Genomic DNA, 20994 nt, shown 5'->3' with positions numbered 1-20994 from the left:
ACACCCGGACACTCTCCGACTCCCCACTCTCCCACTCCTCCTCTGGCATCCCCCGCGTGATCGCCATCACAACCGTGCAAATACTTAGTCACACTCTGCGACTCCGGCTGTCACGAGTGGCCCGTAACAATGTCACACCTATCGAGCAATAGCCGTCACTGCTGATTCTGTGAAAACAGTTGATACTGAGGCTTGAACCAATCAAATCCCGAAGTGTTATGGTACTAATTCGCGATCTCGCCCAGCAAGCTCTGGCTGTAGGCTATCTAACCCTTGAAGCCGAAAATCAACTGCGGGGGATGTTAACTACCACCAAGTATGACTTGGAAGACTTAAATGCTTTTATGGCTTTGCAACTAGCAGCGATGTCCGGAGGAGTGAAACAAGAGTCTCGCGAGCTGAAAAAATTTGAAATCTTTGGCGAGACGGCTTCCGAAACTTCCTGTTAGTAATTAGCGGGCTTTTGATTAGTGAAAATTTAGTAAGGGACATTTCTACCGTGCAGATTCGTGAAGTTGTAAAACAAGCTATTGCCGCTGGATATCTGAGTTTGGAAGCGGAAAATGAAATGCAGAAGGTTTTTTCCTCGGCCAAGTGTGATTTGGAAGATTTGAATGCTTTTATGAGCTTGCAGTTAGCTGCGATGGCGGGTCGCGTGAAGCAAGAGTCTTTGGAGATGAAAATGCCAAATTTCCAGGATAGAAATTAATTCTTTTATTCAGTCCTCGGGCGATATGAATATTAATTAATTTTTCTAGTTCATAAAGGCTGGTGAAATAGAATTTTATTGCTGATTTATATACTAATTAATTTAAAAAATATTGGTAGTTTGGTTCAATGGTTTTTGACCAAAGTAACTAAAATTGAAATAATAAATATTAAAAGGAATATGTAAGTGGATAGTGAGGACTTCACTCGTCAAAGGTCACGCTTGGATGACCAGAGCTGTCAAGCTGTAGTCAAAGTGTTTGCTTCGTAAAAATTGAGCATTATTCTTGAGATGTTATGTATTGTTAATACTCTATCAAATAAAGAAGATTTATCGATCGCCCCAAGCAGAGATTTCAAGCGTTTTAGCCACTTTGTAGGCGTTGCATAATTGCGGGGTGATTTTGATTGTTTTTTTGTGGAATGGGCTCTCGTAGCCAGAAGGCGTGTATTTTCACCGCAGGCGGAACACCCCACAATATATTAGTGTCAACTTAAGCTTTTAGTCCCCCAGTCCTCCCGCTCACCCGCAGGGCGGTTTCATTAGACCTAGGGGCAATCCCACCGTGGTTGCCCCCATGTCTGAAAAGCCTGTGAAATCGTCTGTGGGGGGGTAGGGATTCTTGGCACTACAAAAGTCAAAAGCCTGATTTTCGTGAGAATGAAACCGCCCTGCGCTTGCCGGGAAGTCCGCCAGTCCGCCAGGGAATGAATTCCCTGTCTCATAGCTAAAGTCCTCTCAAAGAGGACTGAAGAACTCATTAGTCCTCATAGCGAGGACTTTCGCTTTGAGGCTCTTGTTTTAACCCCTGCCGGAATGAGGGTTTAACGTTAAGTTGACACCAATGCCCACAATAATCATCCTCAAATTGTTTAACGCCCCTTTTTCACCATCTGGAGAGGTATGGCTGGGATGAGGGCAAACAATTTACGATCGCTGGTTAACTGGACTTGGTATGAAACAGCTAATATTATTTCCCCTCCATCGACGGCAATAAAATTAGTAGGGAGTGAGGACTTTAACCCTCATAAAACTCGCTCGTACTTCCGTCGTCAATACAAACGTTATAACGGTTATTATACCCACTTTTATATAATCAGTGAGACTATTTCCTACGACTCCGACGCTCTAACTCTTTAATTACCCTCAGAACAAACAGCGACATTAAAGCGCCAATTAATGCCAGTTCCCACAACCCGCATCCTGCGGCAGTTCCTAAAGCTGCTGACACCCAAATAGCGGCGGCAGAGGTGAGCCCGTGAACTTCTACTTTGCCTATTTCCTGTTGATTTTGCCGCAGAATTTCTCCACCTCCCAAAAACCCAATCCCGGCAGCAATGCCTTGAATTACGCGCGCTACAGCATCTCCTCCGTTTTCATTTTTACCCATTGCCAGCGGCATTAAAACAAACAGTGCACAACCCATACTAACTAGCATATGAGTTCTCAAGCCCGCTGGTTTATTTCTGAGTTGGCGCTCCCATCCAATAATTCCGCCAACAAACATGGCTAGGCACAACCTTAACAGTATGCCTAGCCAATTATCGGGAGACCACAAGTTAGCGATCGACAATGTTTTACTGCAAATAATTAATCCGAAGATTCCAATATTAGCGGAGTACGATGTCCGAGCGCAATGTCACTGCCAAATCTTGTTCCGGGCGAATCACGAGTACGTCAACGCTGCGCCGCCCCAACAATACTCCCGCTAAAGCGCCAATCCCAGCGCCTCCCAATACTTCTTCAGTGGCGATCGCTTTGTCGCCGGTAACCCCTGCTAGTGCTGCTGCTGCTGCTGCACCCAATGCTGCACCTTGGGCTACTGAACCTGTGCCAGCACCTTTTTGGACTCTTTCGGTTCGGGTAATAATTCCCGAATAGCCATCAATCCGATAGCGTTGGCGGCGGCTGATAATTAACTCTCTGGCAACAAATTGAGTACCGCTTTGATTGCCTCTTCTGACAGGTTGCAGTGTCCCGACTATCTGGCTGCCTCCGGGGATTAATACTCTGCCTTGAGGTGTGCGGATATCTCGCGCCACTGTTAAAGTTAAAGGTGCAGTTTCTTCGCGGGTGACAACTATTTTGTCTTTTTCATAGCTAACTGGAATTACACTGCCCGACGGAATTCGGATGCTATCAAATTGTGAAATTCGTTGTTGGGCTTCTGCGGGAGTAGCTACCACCAGCGGCGCGCTGGTTCCAACTGTAATGCCCAGTGCGAGGATTGCTGCGGTTGCTGAACGCCATTTTTGAGAAGTAATCATATAAATTGTCTCCTTGCTGCTGTTTTTGTTTACTTAGGAACGCAATACTGCTAAATTTGTTTCTTGTTTCGCATTCATCTGATGTTTTGATTATGGCAGGCTCTAATTCTAGAAGTTGGGAAGATAAGGTAGATAATCGAAAATTTTAAAATTTGGAAAAATAGATAAAATCGGCAAGAGTGGGAAGATAAGGAGGATAAAGGAGCGATTTCGATTCATCCTCCCCCTTAGCCTCTAATTAGTTAAGGTGAAATTCCAGCACGAAGGCTGGGATCGCCAGGTTAATTGTTGAGAGCGTTTAAAGCTAACAATCCAGCACCGAAAGCTGGTTCGTATCGGGGCGAGATAACCTTAGCTTTTGGGGCGATCGCACTTATGGCCGCTTCAAACCGACCTCGGCAATTTGCTTCGCCGCCCCACACGCCTCCTACGATCACAATTTCAAATTCTTCTGTTTGGTTAAATAGCGCTGAAATGGCTATTTTTGTTGAATAGGTTAATTCTGCCACAGCATTATTGATAATGCTGTCAGCGACGCGATCGCCCTCTGCTGCTGCTCCCTCGACAATCGGCGCTAAAGCTGCAATTTCTTTGACTCCCCAGCCGCGCCCGTAAACGACTTCTACCAATTCTTCTAGGTTATTGAGGCCTAAATGCTTTTGAAATTTTTCCGCAAGCACGGTAAAATCTTCGCGTCCGTCATAGAACTTCAAAGCAGCTTGCAAACCCTGAAGGGCGATGTTATATCCGCTGCCTTCATCGCCTAAAATATATCCCCAACCGCCGACTCGTTTAGTTTTCCCGTGACGGTTTTGCCCGAAAACAATCGAACCGGTTCCTGAAATAACGGCGATACCCACTGGATGGCCTGTACCGCCAGCAAGTGCGATCGCGCAGTCGCTGGAAATTACTATATTCCTGGGCAGGAACGATCGGGTTACTGGTAAAGTATTCGTCAACTGCAAGTTCTGCACTACAAATTGCACTATTTCACGATCTTTTGGACGCCCGACGCCTGCTAGTCCCAGACCAATTGCTTCTATGTTGAGATTGCCTACTGCCTCGACCTGAGCGGAAAGAACTGCTCGTTCGATCGCCAATTGAATGGATTGTTTGGCTGTCTCAATTCCCAGGGTTTGATAATTTGACGGCCCTGCTTCCCCCCGTCCTAAAACAAGGTGGTTGTCATCCATTAAAAGGCAGATAGTTTTAGTGCCGCCGCCGTCGATGCCGAATACGTAGCTCATGAATAATTTACAGAATAATAGAGCAACCCAGATTAACAGAGATATGTCTATTCTACGCTTTGTACAATCCGATTAAATCGACAGAGCAATGCTAATAATAATTAAACCTAATAATGCTAACCAAACCAGATGGCGCTGACACCAATTTTTGATCGATTGCAGCCCGTCGCCGCTGCTGTAAGAGATCGTCTGTGGCACAAGTGGCTCAGCTCGATCGTGATAAAGCGTGCATTCTTTGGCAAAGGGACGCTGCGGGTAGTTGCAAGTGTCGTCTTCGTGATAAATACAGTTAGTACACAGAAATTCTTCGGGTTTCGATCTATAAAGAGGGATACCCGGATGACCGAAAGCTTTGAGAGTGATTTTGCAGTGCGGACAGGCGATCGCTCGGGCGTCTACAGGTTGGTGGCAGCGGGGGCAATCAGGCATAGACAGCAGGGTTATGGGGTAAGGTGGTGGGTAGGCTCATTAGGGGGTTTTCCGAACGCCGATTAGCGCGATCGGCTCGCCATCAGGCGGCTGGATGCTCCAAAATAGAAAGGTAGGTGTGCGCTGATGTAACTTTAAGTTTACAGAGGGTTTCGCAGCGACAGCAGGCTACCTGAGCCGATCGGGTATGAAAGGACAAACATTAGGAAAAATCTATGGATAACAATAGCAACTTACTCAAACAACTGGTAATGCTGGGCATTGGTACTACCTCCCTGGTAGCCGAGAAATTGCAGGAAGCTAGCGAGCAATGGGTCAAAGATGGCAAAATCAATCCCGAGCAAGCCAAAACCTTTGTCGATGACATGACGGAGCACCTCAAGTCTGAGCAGGGCAATTGGGATACGCAGTTGCAGCGGCAATTGCGGAATATTCTCCAAGATATGGGAGTTCCCCGACAGTCCGAAATGGATGAGTTGCGCGGAAGGCTCGATCGTTTGGAACGTCAGATGCGGGATTTAGAAAACCGTAACTGGCGCTGAGTTCGATCCTCTTCGAGGGCTTCGCTAACGCCCGCGAGGAGTTCGCTGTTATCTTGTGATAAGATTGTCACCCGAAGCCAGAAGGCTAAAAAAGGCACTCATGTAGAAGCCATTTATGTAGAATTACAAACATTCTGACTTCATACTTTTGCCTTGAAAATTATCTGGTATCTGCCGTTTTTTGGTGGAAAAGTTCAGATAAAATTTTCTATTTCTTGTTGTTGTAGATGTCTTAGATATCTAAGATATCGCGGTTAAAAGTATCAGGAGGATTAATTTTGCGAGGAGTTCTAGTCAGCTTGGGGGTAATGCTGGTTTGCTTTTTGTTTTTGATAGTCGCTCAAATGGGCGGTTCTGGGTCCCAAGCAGTTGCAGCCGAATTGAACAATCTTTTACCCGAGACTGCTATTGAGAAGTTGTCAGCGCAGTCTTTGAATGAGAATAGCTTGCTAGTAGCGGATGCTACTTTACCGAAGGTACCAGCTACTATCGCTGGCAATAACATGACTGATAATACTGAGAAAACTGTCACCACCGATTCCGGTCTGAAATATGTTGAATTGAAAGAGGGTAATGGGGCGACTCCAAAAACCGGCCAGACAGTTGTGGTACACTACACTGGAACTTTGGAGGATGGCACGAAGTTTGACAGTTCTCGCGATCGCAATTCTCCTTTTCAGTTCAAAATTGGCGTAGGTCAAGTAATTAAGGGTTGGGATGAAGGTGTCGGTACGATGAAAGTTGGAGACCGCCGCAAGTTGATTATTCCCCCTGAACTCGGTTACGGTGCTCGCGGTGCGGGCGGGGTGATTCCTCCTAATGCTACGCTGATTTTTGATGTGGAATTGTTGAAAATCGCTGGCTAGGTAGCTCAAAACCTAATTCAACGTAAAACTTTTACGGTGTTTAGAAACCCGGTTTTTTTTAAGAAACCGGGTTTCTGTGTAATAAGCTGTTCCGCATTTAAGTTGTATTTTTCAGGCGGGCGAGACGCCCACCCCACAATAATTTCATCAAAGTTGACTGTAAAAGTTAGCTGCACCTGAGCTTATTAAGTCTGGTAAATTAATTACAATATTGGTAGTGGCCGGTATCACCAACAATCTTCCATTCACCTCGACAATATCTATAAACCCGCCCCCCACTTGAGCGACCAAACTTTATAACTGCCAATTCAACTGACATAATATATAGCAATTCCTTGCAGGAGTCGTAAACTTTTGACCCCACCCCAACCCTCCCCTTATCAAGGGGAGGGAGTAAGAAATTCACAAATGATGCGAAGATTGCTATAAGCCCTGGTGGATTTACGATCGCTTCGGAGATGCCAGATTGCGAAAGCAGGTATATTGGGCGTCAAATAATAGTTTGATGATGCCTGTGGGGCCGTTTCTGTGTTTGGTAATAATTACTTCTGCAATTCCGCGATCGGGCGAATCAGGGTTATAGTATTCATCGCGGTAGAGCATAATTACTAAATCCGCGTCTTGCTCGATCGAGTTGTGAACTATGATGTCATTAGCGACAAAATTATGCAGTGCAGGCACTGTTAAATCGTAAACCTCAGCTTCGCCATCAACTTCTATTGAGGCGATTTCATCCCAGTAAATATCGCTCTTAGATAAGAGGGCAAGTTCATCAGATTTAACAATTGTAGCTAATCTGAATGCTCGTTCCCGACCGAGGTTGTGTTTGTAAAGGGTTGTACCACAATATAAGTTGCCAAGCTGTGCTTGCATCTGGCGTGTAGTTAAACCAAATTGCTGCATAGCAGGAACAGCATACATTTTCCACACATCACGCGGTATGACATCTCTATTAGTATTGCTAGAACGATTTTCAATGTATTCTGCAATTTCTGTAAGAGCTTGCTGTTTGTAGTTACCTACGGCACCAATCAAATGAATAAACTTATCTAAATCAGGTCTTCCAGTAACCCAAACTTGATGTTGATCTCGCCCTTTCCCTAGCTGAGGGCTTAAAAATAAGCGGGCATTGATACCAAGTCTGAGTAAGAGTGACTGAACATCTATTGCCAATTTTTCACTACTGGAAGCATAGTAAACACTAGGGTAATGACATTTACCCCTACCTGTTTTTATGCAACCATCAGTACACCAAAGATGGCGTAAAAATAAAGCTATTGCTTCTTGAGGCTGCTCAAATATTTGATTGGGGACAAACTTCTGGTGAGAACGCAGACCAAAAACACCTAAAGCATCTAGCCATTCAGTTACAGGATTCCTCACATTATGTGTGAGATGATAGGCGGCAGGAAGATAAACTTGATACCAATCACGTTCTTTACAAATACGAGGTATGATTCGCTCTCCAAAGACTTCTATTGCAAGATTTGCAACTGTATTGGCTAAATCTTCCTCTCTAGTAGTGTATTGAATAACGTGTCGAGGTAGAGTACATCCGTCTCCAATCAGGTGTCCTAGCAAGGCTATTTCGGCATTGTCCCTCGATTGGATGAAAGAACTTGGTACGTATCTAGGTAGGGCAATGCGATCGCCTATTTTTAACTCGTCCAATCGCCGCCAGCCGTGAATGGTTAAGAACTTATGATTGCCAGTGGCTCTAATTGCTCGTCCCAAACGAGTTTGCAGTCGTAGTACAGGCTTCACACCTGTAGCAAAGGCATTGCTAACAACGGCTTTTTCTAACTGCATGGTGGCTTCATTGAGCGCCCAAACTGCGAAGCCAGATTTCCCTACTAATTCACGAATGGGTACGCGCACACCAGTATCTGCTAGCATTACCAAACTATCACCTGTTAAGCAGCCGCTTTCTCTCAAATCAGACATCATCGGCCGCTTGTTTGTCCTCGCTTCCACACCCCGACTCAACTGAGATAAGGCAATAATCGGCACGTGGAGTTCGCGGGCTAAACCTTTAAGACTTCTGGTAATTCGAGATAGTTCTTGCACGCGGTTGTCGCTGGTACCTTCCATTAATTGCAGGTAATCTAGCAAAACTAATCCTAGGGTTCCGCCTTGTTCTGCTTGGAGGCGGCGGACTTTCGATCGTATTTCTGTGACGGTAATATTGGGAGTATCGTCAATAAACAGCGGTAGTTCTGATAAATTGCCAATGGCTGTGCTGATTGGTTCCCATTCGTTTTGACTGATTCTACCCGATCGCAAGCGGTTGCTTTCTATTTTGGCTTCGCTGGACAGGATGCGCTGCACTAGCTGTTCTTTCGACATTTCTAAGCTGAAAACAGCAACCGGCAATTTTTGCTGTCCAGCGGCGATGTGGTGGGCGATATTGGTACAAAAGGCCGTTTTGCCCATCGCCGGCCTAGCTGCAACGATGATTAAATCCGATCGCTGAAAGCCTCCTGTCATGGCATCTAAGTCATAAAAGCCGCAGGGAATACCGGGAAGTGTCAGGCCTTCATTGCGATTTTCTAGGTCTTGAAATGTTTGGTTTAATGTTTCGCCGATCGATACTAAATCCTGTTGCGGGCGTTCTTGAGTTATGCTGAAAATTTCTTGTTCGGCGCGGTCTAAGACTGTTTCTAGTGGTGTTGCCGTCTCGTAACCTAATTGTACTATGTTGTTGCCAGCTTCGATTAATTTGCGGCGCTGATATTTGTCTTCAACTAAAACTGCATATTGGTCGATGTTGACTGCAGAAACTGTGCGATCGACTAATTGTGCTAATTTAGTTAGTCCTCCTACTTGCTCTAACTGGTTGCGATCGGTTAGCGCAGTTGTTACCGTCATTAAATCGGTAGGTTGACCCTGTAAAAATAGCCCTAATGCCGATCGATAAATGACTTGATGAGCGGTGATGGCAAAAAACTCCGGTCGCAGCAGTTCGGCAATTCGGGAAATAGCTTCGGGGTCAATTAAAATCCCGCCCAAAATTGCTTCTTCTGCCTCTATATTTGTCGGCATCAAATCGCTCATTAGTCAATATTTCTCAGTCATTAGTTATTAGTTGCCAGTTATTAGTCGTCAGTTCTCAATCTGTAAGGAAGGCGTTACTCACTTCGCAAGTTAGCAGTGCTTAGTTGTTAGCTAATGACTAATGACTAACAACTAATGACTGATGACTGATAACTCTTAATTACATCGGAACAACTTGAATATCAACTTCGGCGGTAACTTCTGCGTGTAGTTTGATTTCAGCTTTGTATGTACCAGTTTGGCGAATTTCGGGCAGAGTGATGCCGCGCCGATCGACTTCTTGACTGGTAGAGTTGAAAATCAGTTCTGCTACTTCTTGGTTGGTGACAGTACCAAAAATCGCGTCTGCTTCGCCAACTTGCTTGGAGATGATGAAAGGCCCAGCCGATTGGAGGGCGGTTTTGCGGACTTCAGCTTGCTGCTTGAGCTCTAGCTGGCGCAGTCTTTCTTCTTCACGGCGGCGCTCTGCTTGCTTCAGAATGCCCGGAGTGGCTTTAAATCCCATTCCTTGGGGTACTAGGTAGTTGCGGGCGTAGCCCGGGGCTACTTCTACTACGTCGCCAGCTTTACCGAGTTTGCTGACATCTTTATTTAAAACTAATTGGACGCGCTTGGCCATGATCGTGGGTTGTGGGATTTTAACTGCAACTTTTTATAATAGCGAAGTTTGAGGGGCGATCGCAAGGAAGTTCGCCAACGGATTATTTAACGGATGTAACGGATATAACGGATGTAACCGATGGATGTTGAGATTCGAGGTTCGAGATTCGAGGTTCGAGGGAAGAAACAGGGATAATATTTTTAACGGGCAAATTCAGTTTGAAATTACGCAAAACGGGGGTGCTGTAATGAGCCAAATCAACTACAGTGCAATGTCTTACCGAGCACTCAGGCTTTATTTTCAAGGCGCTTGGCGACGATCGATCGCGCTACAGTAGCAACTAACTCAGTCGGCTCGATCGGCTTGGCTAAGTGTTTGTCAAATCCGGCTTGCAAAACTTGGCGCTCGTTCGCTTCTCCAGCATAGGCCGTTAAGGCGATCGCCAACAACTGCCGATACTCAGGCGCAAGCTGAGTGCGGATGCGATCGATCAACATATACCCATCCATATGCGGCATTCCAATGTCGCTGACGAGCAAATCCGGCGCAGTTTGTTCGATCGACTCTAGCACCTCAGCAGCAGATGACAGGGAAATCACCTCTGCACCCGCTTCCTCAAGCACGAAAGCGACAAAATCTCGCGAGTCAGGCTCATCATCTACCACCAAAATTCTCAATCCAGCTAGCGGCAAGGATGAGAGATCGGGAGGAGCAGCCCCATGACGTTCTTCCTCCTCCTGCCTTCTAGAATCATCATTTAAAAGCGGTAATCTCACCGTAAACGTCGCTCCTTGACCTTCTCCGGCGCTTTCTGCAAACACCGTTCCGCCGTGAAGTTCAGTGAGTTGGCGGACGATCGCCAATCCCAATCCCAAGCCGCCAAATTTGCGAGTTGTAGCGCCATCTTCTTGTCGGAAATGGTCAAAAACATAAGGCAAGAAATTGGGAAGAATGCCTTTACCAGTGTCTATGACTTGAATTTGAGCTTGGCCTTCGATTTGCATTAATCGAACTTCAACTCGACCGCCTTCGGGCGTGAATTTCACCGCGTTTGACAGCAAATTCCAGACAATTTGCTGCAAGCGACTTGTATCGCCGAGAATTGGCCCGACATCGGGATTTAAAATTGTTTGAATTTGAATTTTTTTGGCTTCGGCTGCTAATTGCACGGTTTCCAAAGCAGACATGATAATGGTTGCTACATTCACCGGAGCGACATTTAATCTGAGTTTCCCTTGCAGAATCCGAGACACGTCAAGCAAGTCTTCGATTAATTGAGATTGCAGTCTGGCGTTGCGCTCGATCGTCTCAAAGGCTTTGGCACTTTGACTCGCGTTCAGCTTGCCACCGACGAGCAGTTGCGACCAGCCTAAAATCGGATTCAGGGGCGATCGCAACTCGTGAGAAAGCACCGCCAGAAACTCGTCTTTAATGCGGTTAGCTCGCTCGGCTTCCGCGCGAGCAGTTTGTTCTAATTGCAGAACCATATCGCGCTCGGTTTCCACTTGTTTGCGCTCTGTAATGTCGATAACAGAGCCGATATAACCCTCAAATTGTCCGCTTTCGGAAAATCTGGGAGCAGCCGCATCGATCGCCCAAGAATATCCGCCATCCTTGCGCCCGACGCGAAATTCTACGCGGTAAGGTTCCTGGCGTTCGTTGGCGGTCAAAAAGGCTTTTTTGACCTGTTCTCGGTCTTCTGGATGCGCCGCGTTTACCCAACCGAATCCCAAACCAGTTTCCTCTGTTTGACCTGTGAATTCATACCAGCTTTCGCTCAGGAAAGTGCAATAGCCTGTGGAGTCTGTTACCCATACCATAAAAGGAGCGTTGTTAGCCATATTGCGGAATCGTTCTTCGCTTTCTTGCAGCGCTGCTTCGGCTTGTTTGCGTTCTGTGATATCCCGACAGACAACCACTCCGCCTTTGATTTCGCTGCTAGTATCAACTACCGGATAACCGCTGATACTGATCCAGCGACCTTCGGAATCTTCGCGGCGCACAAATACCTCTACATCATTGACATATTCACCTTTGATTGCTCTGGCTAGAGGTAGTTCAGCGTTGGGGAAAAGGGTTTTTTTGTCATGCAAAAATAGTCCGTAGGTGCTCGACCATTCCTCATAGGATTTTTCATTCGATAGCGGGCCGAATATGCCCAGGGCAGCTCGGTTAAACAACACCAACTCCCCTTGTTGGTTGGCCAAAATCAAACCATCACCAATGCTGTCAATAATTACTTGCAATAACTTAGTTTGTTCTTGCATGGCGACTTCTGCTTGTTTGCGATTTGTGATGTCGCTGGAGATGCCAATCAAGCCGATGACTTCTCCCGCCTGATTGCGGTAGGGAGCTTTCATTACCAGAAAGGTCCGAATGCCATCGTGAGATTCTTCGAGGACTTCTGTTTGTCCAGATTCCATAATGCGCCGATCGTTTTCCGTGACTCGGGCTGCAAGTTCTACTACTGGGTATAAATCGATATCGCGACCACCAATTACTTCAGAAGCAGGTTTGCCCATTATTTCCAGCGTGGCTGGATTTGCATAAATAATCTGTCCTTCTCGATTTTTGACAAAAATTGGCGTGGGCGCTGACTCGTTAATCACATTCAAAATCGCATTTTTTTGCCGCAGTTCTTCTTCTGTGTGTTTGCGATCGCTAATATCGCTCCAATAAGCCGTAAGTCCTTCGGCCGCAGGATAGGCGCTCACTTCTATATACATCTGGAGCGAGGGCGAATACTCTTCAAACTTGACAGAAACTTGCTCGTTAACGACTCGATGGAATTCTTGATATGTCCTCGAATTGGATTCTGGCTCGGCGGGGAATACCTCCCAGATCGATCGACCTAGCAAGTCCGATCGAGAGCGAGAAAGCAGTTTTTCTGCTGTGGCATTAACGTAGGTATAGCGCCATTCTGAATCGAGCGCCATAAAGGCATCGGTAATACTTTCTAGAATATTGCTGACTTGTTGGTTGGCCGCTTGCAGCGCAAGTTCAGCGTTTTTGCGCTCGGTGATGATTTCGCAAAAAATCATGATGCCGCCAATCTCATTGGTGTTGGTTCGCCAAGGATGAATTTCCCAGCGCACCCAGTCGATCAAGCCATCAGGGCGGGGAAACTGATCTTCTTGGCAGATTTCGACTTCTCCCGCCAGACAGCGCTGGTGGACTTGTTTAAAACGATCGGGCAAATTGGCAAAGATGTCGTAGTGCGATCGGCCCACAATGTTTTGAGTACCGAGCCCGTAACTTGACAGCCAGCGGTCGCTCACCAGCATATACCGCATCTGGCGGTCAAACATCGCCACTCCCGCAGGCGAATGTTTGACGAACAGCCGCAGTTGTTCTTCCTGCTGCCGCAACCGATTCTCCGATTGTTTGCGATCGCTGATTTCTTTGAAAAGTATGGCGACTTGTCGGCTCTGTGGCTCAGCAGTGCGGAACGCCAAAACATCGAACCAGCGGTTCATGACTTTCGAGCCGTGCTCGAAGCGCAGGGGTTCCCCCGTCAGCGCGACTTTGCCGTAAATCTCAAACCAATAATCTTGGATATCCGGAACGAGCTGTCGCACCGTTTGACCCACAGGTTGTTCTAGTCCGGTTTGTTTCAAGAAGGCCGGATTGACTTCCAAAAAGCGGTAATCGATCGGCTTTTCGTTTTCGTCAAACAGCATTTCGATGACGCAAAAACCTTCGTCTAGGGACTCAAACAAAGTGCGATAGCGTTCCTCGGAACGGCGCAAAGCAGCAAGAGCTTGTTTGCGATCGCTAATATCCATAAACGCCGCCACACAGCCGCGAACTGCGCCTTGTTCGTCAAATAACGGCACCGCATTCACCAACCAATCAAAGGCCACCCCGTCCTCGCGCACCATTTGAATTTCCACATCTCGCACTTCGACGCCGGAAGCCACGGCTAGTTGCATGGGGAGTTGTTCTCCCGGAATTTCCTGTCCGTTGCGGAGTCGTCTAAAGGGAAGGACTGCCGCTTGCTCTCCGGTTCCAGAAACATTGGTATCGGGCGACACTTTCAACATCGACTGGGCAAACCGGTTAGCGCGAATTACTTTACACTCTGGATCGTCGGCGATCGTAATACCGACAGGTACAGCATCAAGTATCGATTGCAGTTCATTAATTCGTCGCTCTAATTCTTGGTTGAGCCGTTGAATTTCTTTTTTGGTAGCTTTGCGTTCGGTAATTTCATGCACCGTCACATTCACGCCCAAAACGCGATCGTCCTCGGCTTTCAGCGGATAGAGACTCAACAGCCAATCCTGTTCGACTCCTGGCTGTGCTGAGTTCGTCCCGCGAACTTCGAGCTGTTGAAGTGGTATTTTAGTTTCAATAACTTGTCGGTAAAGCGGCTCTAAATCATCTGCCATTTCTGGCAAGATTTCGCGCAATGTTTTGCCGATGTGGGCGGCGGCTGGAACTCCGTTAATTTCTGCTAGCCGATCGTTGAGGCGGACAAACCGCAACTCGGTATCTATAAAGCAAAGTCCGATCGGCGCACTAGCATAAATTGCCTCGATTTCTGCTAGTTGTTGGTGTGCTGTTTGGGCTTGTTGAATAAAAACAGCCCGATCCGCCTTCTGCTGAGTCACATCTTGAAAATAAACGGCAAGCCCCGATGGGAGTGGATAGGCTCGTACCGCATACCAAGCATTGAGCGGTGGATAAAAAGATTCAAAACTAACTGTAACTTGGAATGTGGCGGCGTGGCGATATTCCTGCTCAAACAAACTGCCCACTGATGCGGGAAACTCTTCCCAAATCCTGCGGCCAATCAAATCTTTCGAGGGTCGATTCAGCCACCGTGCCGCTTGCGAATTGAGGTAGGTAAATCGCCAGTCTCGATCCAAAGCAAAGAACCCGTCCGAAATACTTTCGAGGGTGTCTGAGAGTTGTTGCGCGGGCGCGTTACAGACTGGTTCGGGCTGAGGTTGAGCGATAGGAGTGAAGGTTGTTACTACCGCATAGGGAGTCGATCGATCTCCCTGAAATAAAGGTTGAGAATTGAGCGTCAACCAAATCAATTCTCCCTGTGGCCGATCGAAGCCCATGATGACATTTAAACATGGTTGCCCGGTTTGCAGCGCCACCATCGCCGGATGTGTCCCGCCGGGAAAATCCGAGCCATCTTCACGCAGAGTCTGCCACCGACTGTTGATTGAAGTGCATAAGAGCATCTGTTGTGCTGTCATCCCCAACAGATCCTGGGCGTGAGAATTGCACCCCTGAATGCTACCATCTGCCAATTGCAGAACCATCCCTACATCAGTTGGCAAAGGCGCGGCTGGGTAGAACGCTTTGTTAGAATCCGTTGAAACAGAGGGGTCGATTTTTGCTTGGGGTTCAGTATTGCGGGGGTTTTGCATCGGTTTCTAACAACGCTTATTTTACTTTGGGCAAAGCCAATCGCCCTCAATAATAGGGAAATAACCAGAGGAACTTTTGATTGGAGCAGGGTGACACTTCAAACCTAAGATGGATGTCGATCGTTGTGCGGTAATATCGATCTCTAGACAATTTATTTTATCGTAGAGTCCCACGTCTGAACCATTTGCGGGATTCAGCACAGGCGACGAGGAATTTTCTGGCTGTTTCAAATGCCAGGTTAGTCCATCTCATTATTTTTCGCGTGGCTGCATATTACCAATGGCTGTTGCTCGTTTTCGGGTGCGAACAGATGGCACTTGTGCACAGATAAATAAGTGGATGAAGCTTGAAAATACATAAGGTCTCTCTGGGAGCGAATGAAACGAAGCAATCACTCTTGTTATGCCCGCCTTACATTCTGTTACATTGTAAACTTTATTTGCGCCTACCTACTTAGAAACCCCGTTTCTTTGTGTAAATCTAACCGGAAATTTAGGCAAGATTTTGTTCGTCTCAACGGTAAACGGGCGCTCGCATTTACCTCAATACAGGGTCGCCTGCTTCCTCCAGTCCCAACGTTTGTGTCACGTTTGCCGTTCATCCCACAAACTTAATCGTATGCACATATTCACAGCCGCCGATCGCACCTATATTCTGGGGTTAGCAGCACTTCTCAAGTCTGTAGATCTGAATGTTAGCAAATCGGGGGAGGAGCCTGTCAAAATTAGCGTTGTATCTACCAGGATATATTCACAGCAAAAGGAACAGTTACAGAATTGCTGCAAATACCAGATTGAATGGCAAGAATTGCAATCTAATTACGACCAACTTCTTTCGGTATCAGCTTCTAAACTTCCTTACGTTAAATTGGAGCCGCGAAAATATACCAAAGAAACAGAAAGGCTACTTTGGCTCGACAGCGATACGATCGTTCTGGGTAGCTTAGAGGGGCTGTGGAACCTAGATTTTCAAACTCTGCCGATAGCAGCCGCAGCCAACGTCTGGGGAAATCCCAACAATTATCAAGATCGAAACCCTTATTTCAATAGTGGTGTTTTAGTTTACAACATGAAGCTTTGGGAGGAAGAGCAACTGTCCGAAAAGTTGCTCCAAAACGCTAGGTTTCACGTTTGGGGCGATCGCGATCAAGGTGCATTAAATTCAGTTTTAGTGGGAAGGTGGAAGCAATTAGATCAAATATGGAACAACCACAAGACTGATGATATGTCAAGTAAAGTGATGCACTTTATGTCAAGACCGAAACCGTGGGAAAGCTCCGCCCCCAATCAATTATGGCTTGATATGTTGTCTCAGACACCGTTTAAGGACGAACTGGAAAAAATTCCAAATAAGTTTAAGGGGCTGTCGAGCTTTCAGGTAAAATACAAAAGACTTGACCGATGGTTGAGCGAACCAATACTCAAGTTTAAGAGTTATCTGAAGAAACAAAAACTTTAAGGTCAAAATTGGTCTTTCATGCCACGCAAGCGAGCGAAGGTTTGCACTGGATCGCGGGTGTTGGCGGCGGATTGGATGTTGGGAAAATCCCAGCGCAAAAATGGGTTTGTGCTTTTTTCGAGGCCGATCGATGATGGTATTGTAGGTTGCGATCGACTCCGCGCTTCCTTGACTTCGGCGAAGCGCTGCTGTAAATCGGGATTGTCGCCATCCACACTCAAGGCAAATTGCAGGTTGTTCAGCGTGTATTCGTGGGCGCACCAAACTCTGGTATTGTCGGGCAAGTTTCGCAGTTGTCCTAGAGAGGCTAACATTTGGGCGGGAGTGCCTTCTTTGAGCCTGCCGCAGCCTCCCGCAAATAAGGTGTCGCCGCAGAACAATTCGCCGATTTCGCTGGGGTTGCTGGGGGGGAAATAGTAGGCGATGTGAGCTTTTGTGTGGCCGGGTAGGAAGAAGACTTCGGCGGTTCTGTTGGCGAAAGAAACTCGATCGCCCGCTTGTAAAAACACTTGCTGTCCGGGAATTCTGCCTCTATCTTCTGCCCCACCGTAAACTTTAATTTGGGGAAAGCGATCGATCAGTTCCTGATTTCCGCCTATGTGGTCGCGGTGGTGGTGGGTATTGAAAATTGCGGTTAATTCGGCTCCGAGTGCTTGCAGTTGCTCTACTACTGGCTGCGATCGCGCTGGATCGACGACGGCTGCTGTGTGGCTATCGGGGTCGTGCAGCAAGAAAATGTAATTGTCGGACAGTACCGGAAGCCGATAAACCTGCATAGAAAAGTGCCTCTCTAGGAAAAATATTATATAATTAAATTAGTTCTGAACGCTATCCGAAAGCTGATTGCAGATTTATTAAGTCCGCGTATCTATCTTGGGAAGTAAAACTCTGATACGTTATTTATGCTGTTGAGCCAAGTGATTTACGGTCGGGTACGCACCATTTTTGGGTCAATAAGTGCAATCGGCTTTAATTATTTTAGCATACAAGCGATCGAAGAATAAATGCGAACATCTCACAACAAATCGAACTTAACAATTTCTCAAAAAGTCGATCGGATAGTAGCGTCTGGTAAGATCACTCGCCGGGAGCACTTAGTTTTGACTTCGGCTATCCTATCAGATGATAAAATTTCAGAAGAGGATCGACATCAGATTAATCGGATATTTGATTATATCCAAATTGGTCGCCTCAAGTTTATCGATTGAACAGAAAGACTTGCACAGTCAGCATCTATCTGGAGTATAAAAAGCGTTTTTTAGGAGTGCGATCGTTCTGTTCCGCACAGCAAAGCCTATATATTTCGCTTGAATTCTCCGGCTCAGGCCTAGTGTGAAAGCGTCTGATGTGGCAGTCTCAAGTTAACAAGGCTCTTGGCAATCCCAGCTACAAAAACAGGCAGAAGAAAATGAGTGCAGACAAACCAACTATTTTGGTGACGGGCGGAGCTGGATATATTGGCTCTCACGCGGTATTAGCGCTGAAAAACGCCGGTTACGGTGTGGTGATTTTGGATAATTTAGCTTACGGTCACCAAGATATAGTAGAGCAGGCTTTGCAGGTGGAGTTTATAGTTGGCGATACGAGCGATCGCACTCTTCTCGATAACCTGTTTGCTACGCACAAAATTGATGCGGTAATGCACTTTTCTGCATACGCTTACGTGGGCGAATCTGTTACCGACCCAGCTAAATATTACCGCAACAATGTCATCGGTACTATTACCCTTTTGGAAGCAATGCTCGCTGCTGACGTGAAGAAATTTGTGTTTTCTTCTACTTGCGCGACTTACGGCGTACCGCAGAAAATCCCGCTCACAGAAGATCACCCACAAAACCCGATCAATCCCTACGGTGCTACTAAGTTAATGGTAGAACGGATTTTGTCGGATTTTGACGCTGCGTACGATTTCAAGTCTGTTTGTTTCCGCTATTTTAACGCGGCTGGAGCCGATCCGAACGGGTTGTTAGGAGAGGATCACAATCCAGAAACTCACCTGATCCCGCTGGTGTTGTTCGCTGCTTTGGGGAAACGAGATTCGATCGCGATTTTTGGCACGGATTACGATACTCCTGACGGTACTTGCATCCGGGATTACATTCACGTTAACGATTTGGCATCCGCTCACATTTTGGGATTAGAATATTTGCTAAATGGTGGCAAATCTGATTTCTTTAATTTGGGCAACGGTGGCGGGTTTTCGGTGAAAGAGGTGATAGAAACGGCTCGCCAAGTGACGGGAAAAGAGATTAAGGCTGTTGAGCGTGAACGGCGTCCCGGAGACCCGCCTGCTTTGGTTGGCAGCAGCAAAAAGGCGATCGAAACCTTGGGTTGGTCTCCTGAATATCCCGACATTAAGAACATTATCTCCCATGCTTGGCAGTGGCACCAAAAACGCCACTCGCAGGCATAACTATAAAGATAGAAGGCAGAATTAAAATTTTAATTCTGCCTTCTATCTTTACAGGAAATGAGTTAAAATACAATATTTTTTAGGTGCTAATTGAATTGGGAAATGAAAGAAAGTTTACCACCCATTTATTTTTATATTCCCAAAAGCCAGTGGCCTGTAGGAGATATGCCACAAATCCCCGAGGAATACGGCGACTGGATGAGTTCTTGGAACAGCAGGTACGGCCGAGGAAAGTATGACTGGACATTGCAAACTTATCTTTATTTGAAAGCAGATGGGTTGTCATGTAAACTAATAAATTTTGTGCCGAAGGAAGGAATTGTAATTTCCCATCGAGATTTTTGGTCGGACAACTTAAAACCATCTTCTAAGTTGCTGATTGTTTGTATAAAAGTAGATCGAGAACCTCACCCATATGCTCAGTTACAAGTTGTGCAAAATAATCAAGATGAATTGTTAAAGCGATCGCAATTTTTGTGGCAGAGTTATCCCCTGAGATCTTGGCTGCAATCCAAGTTAATTCCGCGCGATCGCAACCGGGGCGCTCGTTTTGAAAATGTTGCTTTTTTCGGCATTTTAGACAATCTAGCTGCTCAATTGCAACAACCACAGTGGGAGGAACAACTCAGTGCTATGGGTTTGCGGTGGGAGGTGGTAAAATGCGATCGCTGGCACGACTACAGCGAAGTTGATGTAATCGTGGCTGTTCGGAGTTTTGAGGGCAGTAACACTTTTGACTCGAAACCAGCATCGAAATTGATTAACGCTTGGCACGCGGGAATTCCAGCCATTTTGGGGCGGGAATCAGCCTATTGCCATGAGCGCAAAAGTGAACTTGACTACATAGAAGTAACTTCGACAGAGGAGGCAATTGCTGCTCTCTTTCGTCTGAAAAATGATTTTAATTTGCGCCAACAAATGGTAAACAATGGGAATATCAGAGCTCAGGAAATGGGTAATACTCAAATTACTTTCCAGTGGCGTAATTTTTTGACAAACGTAGCTGTTCCTGCCTATTACCGCTGGTGTATGGCATCACTGGCGCAGCAGCAAATATTTTTGATGCGTCGCTATCTAATTCTGAAAGCGAACCGCGTACAAAGCCAGTTAAATCAACTTTTATCTGTCAAATCACCATGAAAATTTGCTATTTTATCCAAACCCTTCAAAATCCTCACCAAATTTATCGACTGGTTCGTACCATTAAGCGAGCGATTCCTGATGCTATAATTCTGATTAATCACAACTTTAATCGATGCGATTTAGGATTGACCCCGCTTCAAGATTTGTCAGATATACATTTATTGCCAAATCAGGAGTATTTAATCCGAGGTGATTTTTATTGTCAAGTTCAACCATACTTAAATGCAGTTAACTGGTTGTTTGAAAACAATTCTGATTTTGACTGGCTCATCAATCTGACTGGTCAAGACTCTCCGACTCAACCCCTGTCAGAAACTGAAAACTTTCTCGCGAACACAGACTGCGATGGTTTTATCAGCTATTGGGATATTTTTGCTGACCCAATACCTTGGAACCGAGACAAGGGTTTTAAGCGGTATTATTGTATTTACTGGCGAATGCCAGGGAAATCGAGCTACCTTTTTTTGAAAAATTTTCAGCAATTGTCGATCGTCAAAAAAATAAATGACTTGGCTGAAATTTTATCTGACTTATGGGCCACTGGTAGGGATACCGTCCCGCTCAACTCCATTTAACAATGAATTTATTTGCTATGGGGGTCGGGCGTGGTATACTCTTTCTCGAAAGTGCGTTGAATATATCAAAAATTTTGTTGACAGTCGCCCGGAGTTTGTTGCCTACTATCAAGGAACGGTCGTACCTGAAGAGTCTTTTGTACAAACTATATTGGTGAATAGCAAAACTTTTAATTTAGTGAATGACGCTCGGCGCTACCTTGATTAGAGAGGATCAGTTGCTGGTTCTCCCCGCACGCTGACCATTCAAGATTATACCACAATTACTAATGGCAAGTTCCACTGTGATCGCAAATTCGATA

17 protein-coding genes are annotated in these 20994 nt (G+C 46.1%); 9 read left to right on the top strand and 8 right to left on the bottom strand.

What is annotated here, in order from left to right:
* Nucleotides 1–218 precede the first annotated feature (218 nt).
* Nucleotides 219–449 (top strand): hypothetical protein, encoded by a 231-nt coding sequence (locus QUA47_RS00750; RefSeq protein ID WP_190662152.1) that lies wholly within the window; start codon nt 219–221, stop codon nt 447–449.
* Nucleotides 450–499: 50 nt separating this feature from the next.
* Nucleotides 500–709: a hypothetical protein gene (locus tag QUA47_RS00745; RefSeq protein WP_333429322.1), complete on the top strand. Its 210-nt coding sequence runs from the start codon at nt 500–502 to the stop codon at nt 707–709.
* A 1105-nt stretch (nt 710–1814) separates the two neighbouring features.
* Here QUA47_RS00745 and QUA47_RS00740 read toward each other — a convergent pair.
* From QUA47_RS00740 to QUA47_RS00725, 4 genes are all read right to left on the bottom strand, one after another.
* On the bottom strand, nt 1815–2216 hold the full coding sequence (locus tag QUA47_RS00740) for an MgtC/SapB family protein (protein WP_333429321.1): 402 nt from the start codon (nt 2214–2216) through the stop codon (nt 1815–1817).
* Between the two features lie 103 nt (nt 2217–2319).
* A complete protein-coding gene (locus tag QUA47_RS00735) occupies nt 2320–2976 on the bottom strand; it encodes a hypothetical protein (protein WP_333429320.1) in 657 nt (218 codons plus the stop codon).
* Between the two features lie 281 nt (nt 2977–3257).
* A complete protein-coding gene (locus tag QUA47_RS00730) occupies nt 3258–4223 on the bottom strand; it encodes a BadF/BadG/BcrA/BcrD ATPase family protein (protein WP_333134743.1) in 966 nt (321 codons plus the stop codon).
* Between the two features lie 72 nt (nt 4224–4295).
* Nucleotides 4296–4652 carry a zinc ribbon domain-containing protein gene (locus tag QUA47_RS00725; protein ID WP_333429319.1) on the bottom strand — a complete coding sequence of 119 codons (357 nt, stop codon included), beginning with the start codon at nt 4650–4652 and terminating at the stop codon, nt 4296–4298.
* 215 nt (nt 4653–4867) lie between these two features.
* On the opposite strand from QUA47_RS00725, the gene QUA47_RS00720 reads away from it, so the two are divergent.
* Nucleotides 4868–5194 (top strand): phasin family protein, encoded by a 327-nt coding sequence (locus QUA47_RS00720; protein ID WP_006634797.1) that lies wholly within the window; start codon nt 4868–4870, stop codon nt 5192–5194.
* Nucleotides 5195–5472: 278 nt separating this feature from the next.
* Nucleotides 5473–6060 carry an FKBP-type peptidyl-prolyl cis-trans isomerase gene (locus QUA47_RS00715; protein ID WP_333217491.1) on the top strand — a complete coding sequence of 196 codons (588 nt, stop codon included), beginning with the start codon at nt 5473–5475 and terminating at the stop codon, nt 6058–6060.
* Nucleotides 6061–6501: 441 nt separating this feature from the next.
* On the opposite strand, the gene QUA47_RS00710 is transcribed toward QUA47_RS00715, so the two are convergent.
* The 3 genes from QUA47_RS00710 to QUA47_RS00700 form a co-directional block, all read right to left on the bottom strand.
* Nucleotides 6502–9114, bottom strand: coding sequence for a replicative DNA helicase (locus QUA47_RS00710; protein ID WP_333429318.1), 2613 nt, complete (start codon nt 9112–9114; stop codon nt 6502–6504).
* A 160-nt stretch (nt 9115–9274) separates the two neighbouring features.
* On the bottom strand, nt 9275–9733 hold the full coding sequence (gene rplI, locus QUA47_RS00705) for a 50S ribosomal protein L9 (RefSeq protein WP_333108796.1): 459 nt from the start codon (nt 9731–9733) through the stop codon (nt 9275–9277).
* A 269-nt stretch (nt 9734–10002) separates the two neighbouring features.
* Entirely contained in the window at nt 10003–15102 is a 5100-nt protein-coding gene (locus QUA47_RS00700) for a PAS domain-containing protein (protein ID WP_333429317.1), read from the bottom strand.
* Between the two features lie 619 nt (nt 15103–15721).
* Between QUA47_RS00700 and QUA47_RS00695 the strand changes: the two genes are divergently transcribed.
* Entirely contained in the window at nt 15722–16561 is an 840-nt protein-coding gene (locus QUA47_RS00695) for a glycosyltransferase (RefSeq protein WP_333429316.1), read from the top strand.
* 2 nt (nt 16562–16563) lie between these two features.
* Here QUA47_RS00695 and gloB read toward each other — a convergent pair whose 3' ends face one another.
* The gene (gene gloB / locus QUA47_RS00690; RefSeq protein ID WP_333429315.1) at nt 16564–17337 is read right to left on the bottom strand and encodes a hydroxyacylglutathione hydrolase; all 774 of its coding nucleotides are present in this window, start codon (nt 17335–17337) and stop codon (nt 16564–16566) included.
* 632 nt (nt 17338–17969) lie between these two features.
* Between gloB and galE the strand changes: the two genes are divergently transcribed.
* The 4 genes from galE to QUA47_RS30905 all read left to right on the top strand — a co-directional run bounded on the left by galE (nt 17970) and on the right by QUA47_RS30905 (nt 20900).
* Nucleotides 17970–18974, top strand: a complete 1005-nt coding sequence (gene galE, locus QUA47_RS00685) for a UDP-glucose 4-epimerase GalE (protein ID WP_333429314.1) — start codon at nt 17970–17972, stop codon at nt 18972–18974.
* Nucleotides 18975–19076: 102 nt separating this feature from the next.
* The gene (locus QUA47_RS00680; protein ID WP_333429313.1) at nt 19077–20114 is read left to right on the top strand and encodes a hypothetical protein; all 1038 of its coding nucleotides are present in this window, start codon (nt 19077–19079) and stop codon (nt 20112–20114) included.
* Nucleotides 20111–20692, top strand: a complete 582-nt coding sequence (locus tag QUA47_RS00675) for a hypothetical protein (RefSeq protein WP_333429312.1) — start codon at nt 20111–20113, stop codon at nt 20690–20692. Before QUA47_RS00680 ends, QUA47_RS00675 begins: the two co-directional genes overlap by 4 nt.
* A complete protein-coding gene (locus tag QUA47_RS30905) occupies nt 20622–20900 on the top strand; it encodes a beta-1,6-N-acetylglucosaminyltransferase (RefSeq protein WP_445302470.1) in 279 nt (92 codons plus the stop codon). The genes QUA47_RS00675 and QUA47_RS30905 overlap by 71 nt, the downstream gene beginning before the upstream one ends.
* Nucleotides 20901–20994 lie beyond the last annotated feature (94 nt).

The organism is Microcoleus sp. MON2_D5 (genome assembly GCF_036701905.1).
Lineage (GTDB): Bacteria > Cyanobacteriota > Cyanobacteriia > Cyanobacteriales > Microcoleaceae > Microcoleus.
Note: the sequence above shows the minus strand (reverse complement) of the source record. Positions and strands in the feature narration are given on the sequence as shown.

What these genes read in the sequence shown, in the direction of transcription:
- QUA47_RS00675 (WP_333429312.1), top strand. Translation starts at nt 20,111, where the DNA reads ATGAAAATTTGCTATTTTATCCAAACCCTTCAAAATCCTCACCAAATT.
- QUA47_RS00695 (WP_333429316.1), top strand. Translation starts at nt 15,722, where the DNA reads ATGCACATATTCACAGCCGCCGATCGCACCTATATTCTGGGGTTAGCA.
- QUA47_RS00750 (WP_190662152.1), top strand. Translation starts at nt 219, where the DNA reads ATGGTACTAATTCGCGATCTCGCCCAGCAAGCTCTGGCTGTAGGCTAT.
- QUA47_RS00700 (WP_333429317.1), bottom strand. Translation starts at nt 15,102, where the DNA reads ATGCAAAACCCCCGCAATACTGAACCCCAAGCAAAAATCGACCCCTCT.
- gloB (WP_333429315.1), bottom strand. Translation starts at nt 17,337, where the DNA reads ATGCAGGTTTATCGGCTTCCGGTACTGTCCGACAATTACATTTTCTTG.
- QUA47_RS00730 (WP_333134743.1), bottom strand. Translation starts at nt 4,223, where the DNA reads ATGAGCTACGTATTCGGCATCGACGGCGGCGGCACTAAAACTATCTGC.
- galE (WP_333429314.1), top strand. Translation starts at nt 17,970, where the DNA reads ATGAGTGCAGACAAACCAACTATTTTGGTGACGGGCGGAGCTGGATAT.
- QUA47_RS00735 (WP_333429320.1), bottom strand. Translation starts at nt 2,976, where the DNA reads ATGATTACTTCTCAAAAATGGCGTTCAGCAACCGCAGCAATCCTCGCA.
- QUA47_RS00720 (WP_006634797.1), top strand. Translation starts at nt 4,868, where the DNA reads ATGGATAACAATAGCAACTTACTCAAACAACTGGTAATGCTGGGCATT.
- QUA47_RS00680 (WP_333429313.1), top strand. Translation starts at nt 19,077, where the DNA reads ATGAAAGAAAGTTTACCACCCATTTATTTTTATATTCCCAAAAGCCAG.
- QUA47_RS30905 (WP_445302470.1), top strand. Translation starts at nt 20,622, where the DNA reads ATGACTTGGCTGAAATTTTATCTGACTTATGGGCCACTGGTAGGGATA.
- QUA47_RS00740 (WP_333429321.1), bottom strand. Translation starts at nt 2,216, where the DNA reads ATGTTTGTTGGCGGAATTATTGGATGGGAGCGCCAACTCAGAAATAAA.
- QUA47_RS00725 (WP_333429319.1), bottom strand. Translation starts at nt 4,652, where the DNA reads ATGCCTGATTGCCCCCGCTGCCACCAACCTGTAGACGCCCGAGCGATC.
- QUA47_RS00710 (WP_333429318.1), bottom strand. Translation starts at nt 9,114, where the DNA reads ATGAGCGATTTGATGCCGACAAATATAGAGGCAGAAGAAGCAATTTTG.
- rplI (WP_333108796.1), bottom strand. Translation starts at nt 9,733, where the DNA reads ATGGCCAAGCGCGTCCAATTAGTTTTAAATAAAGATGTCAGCAAACTC.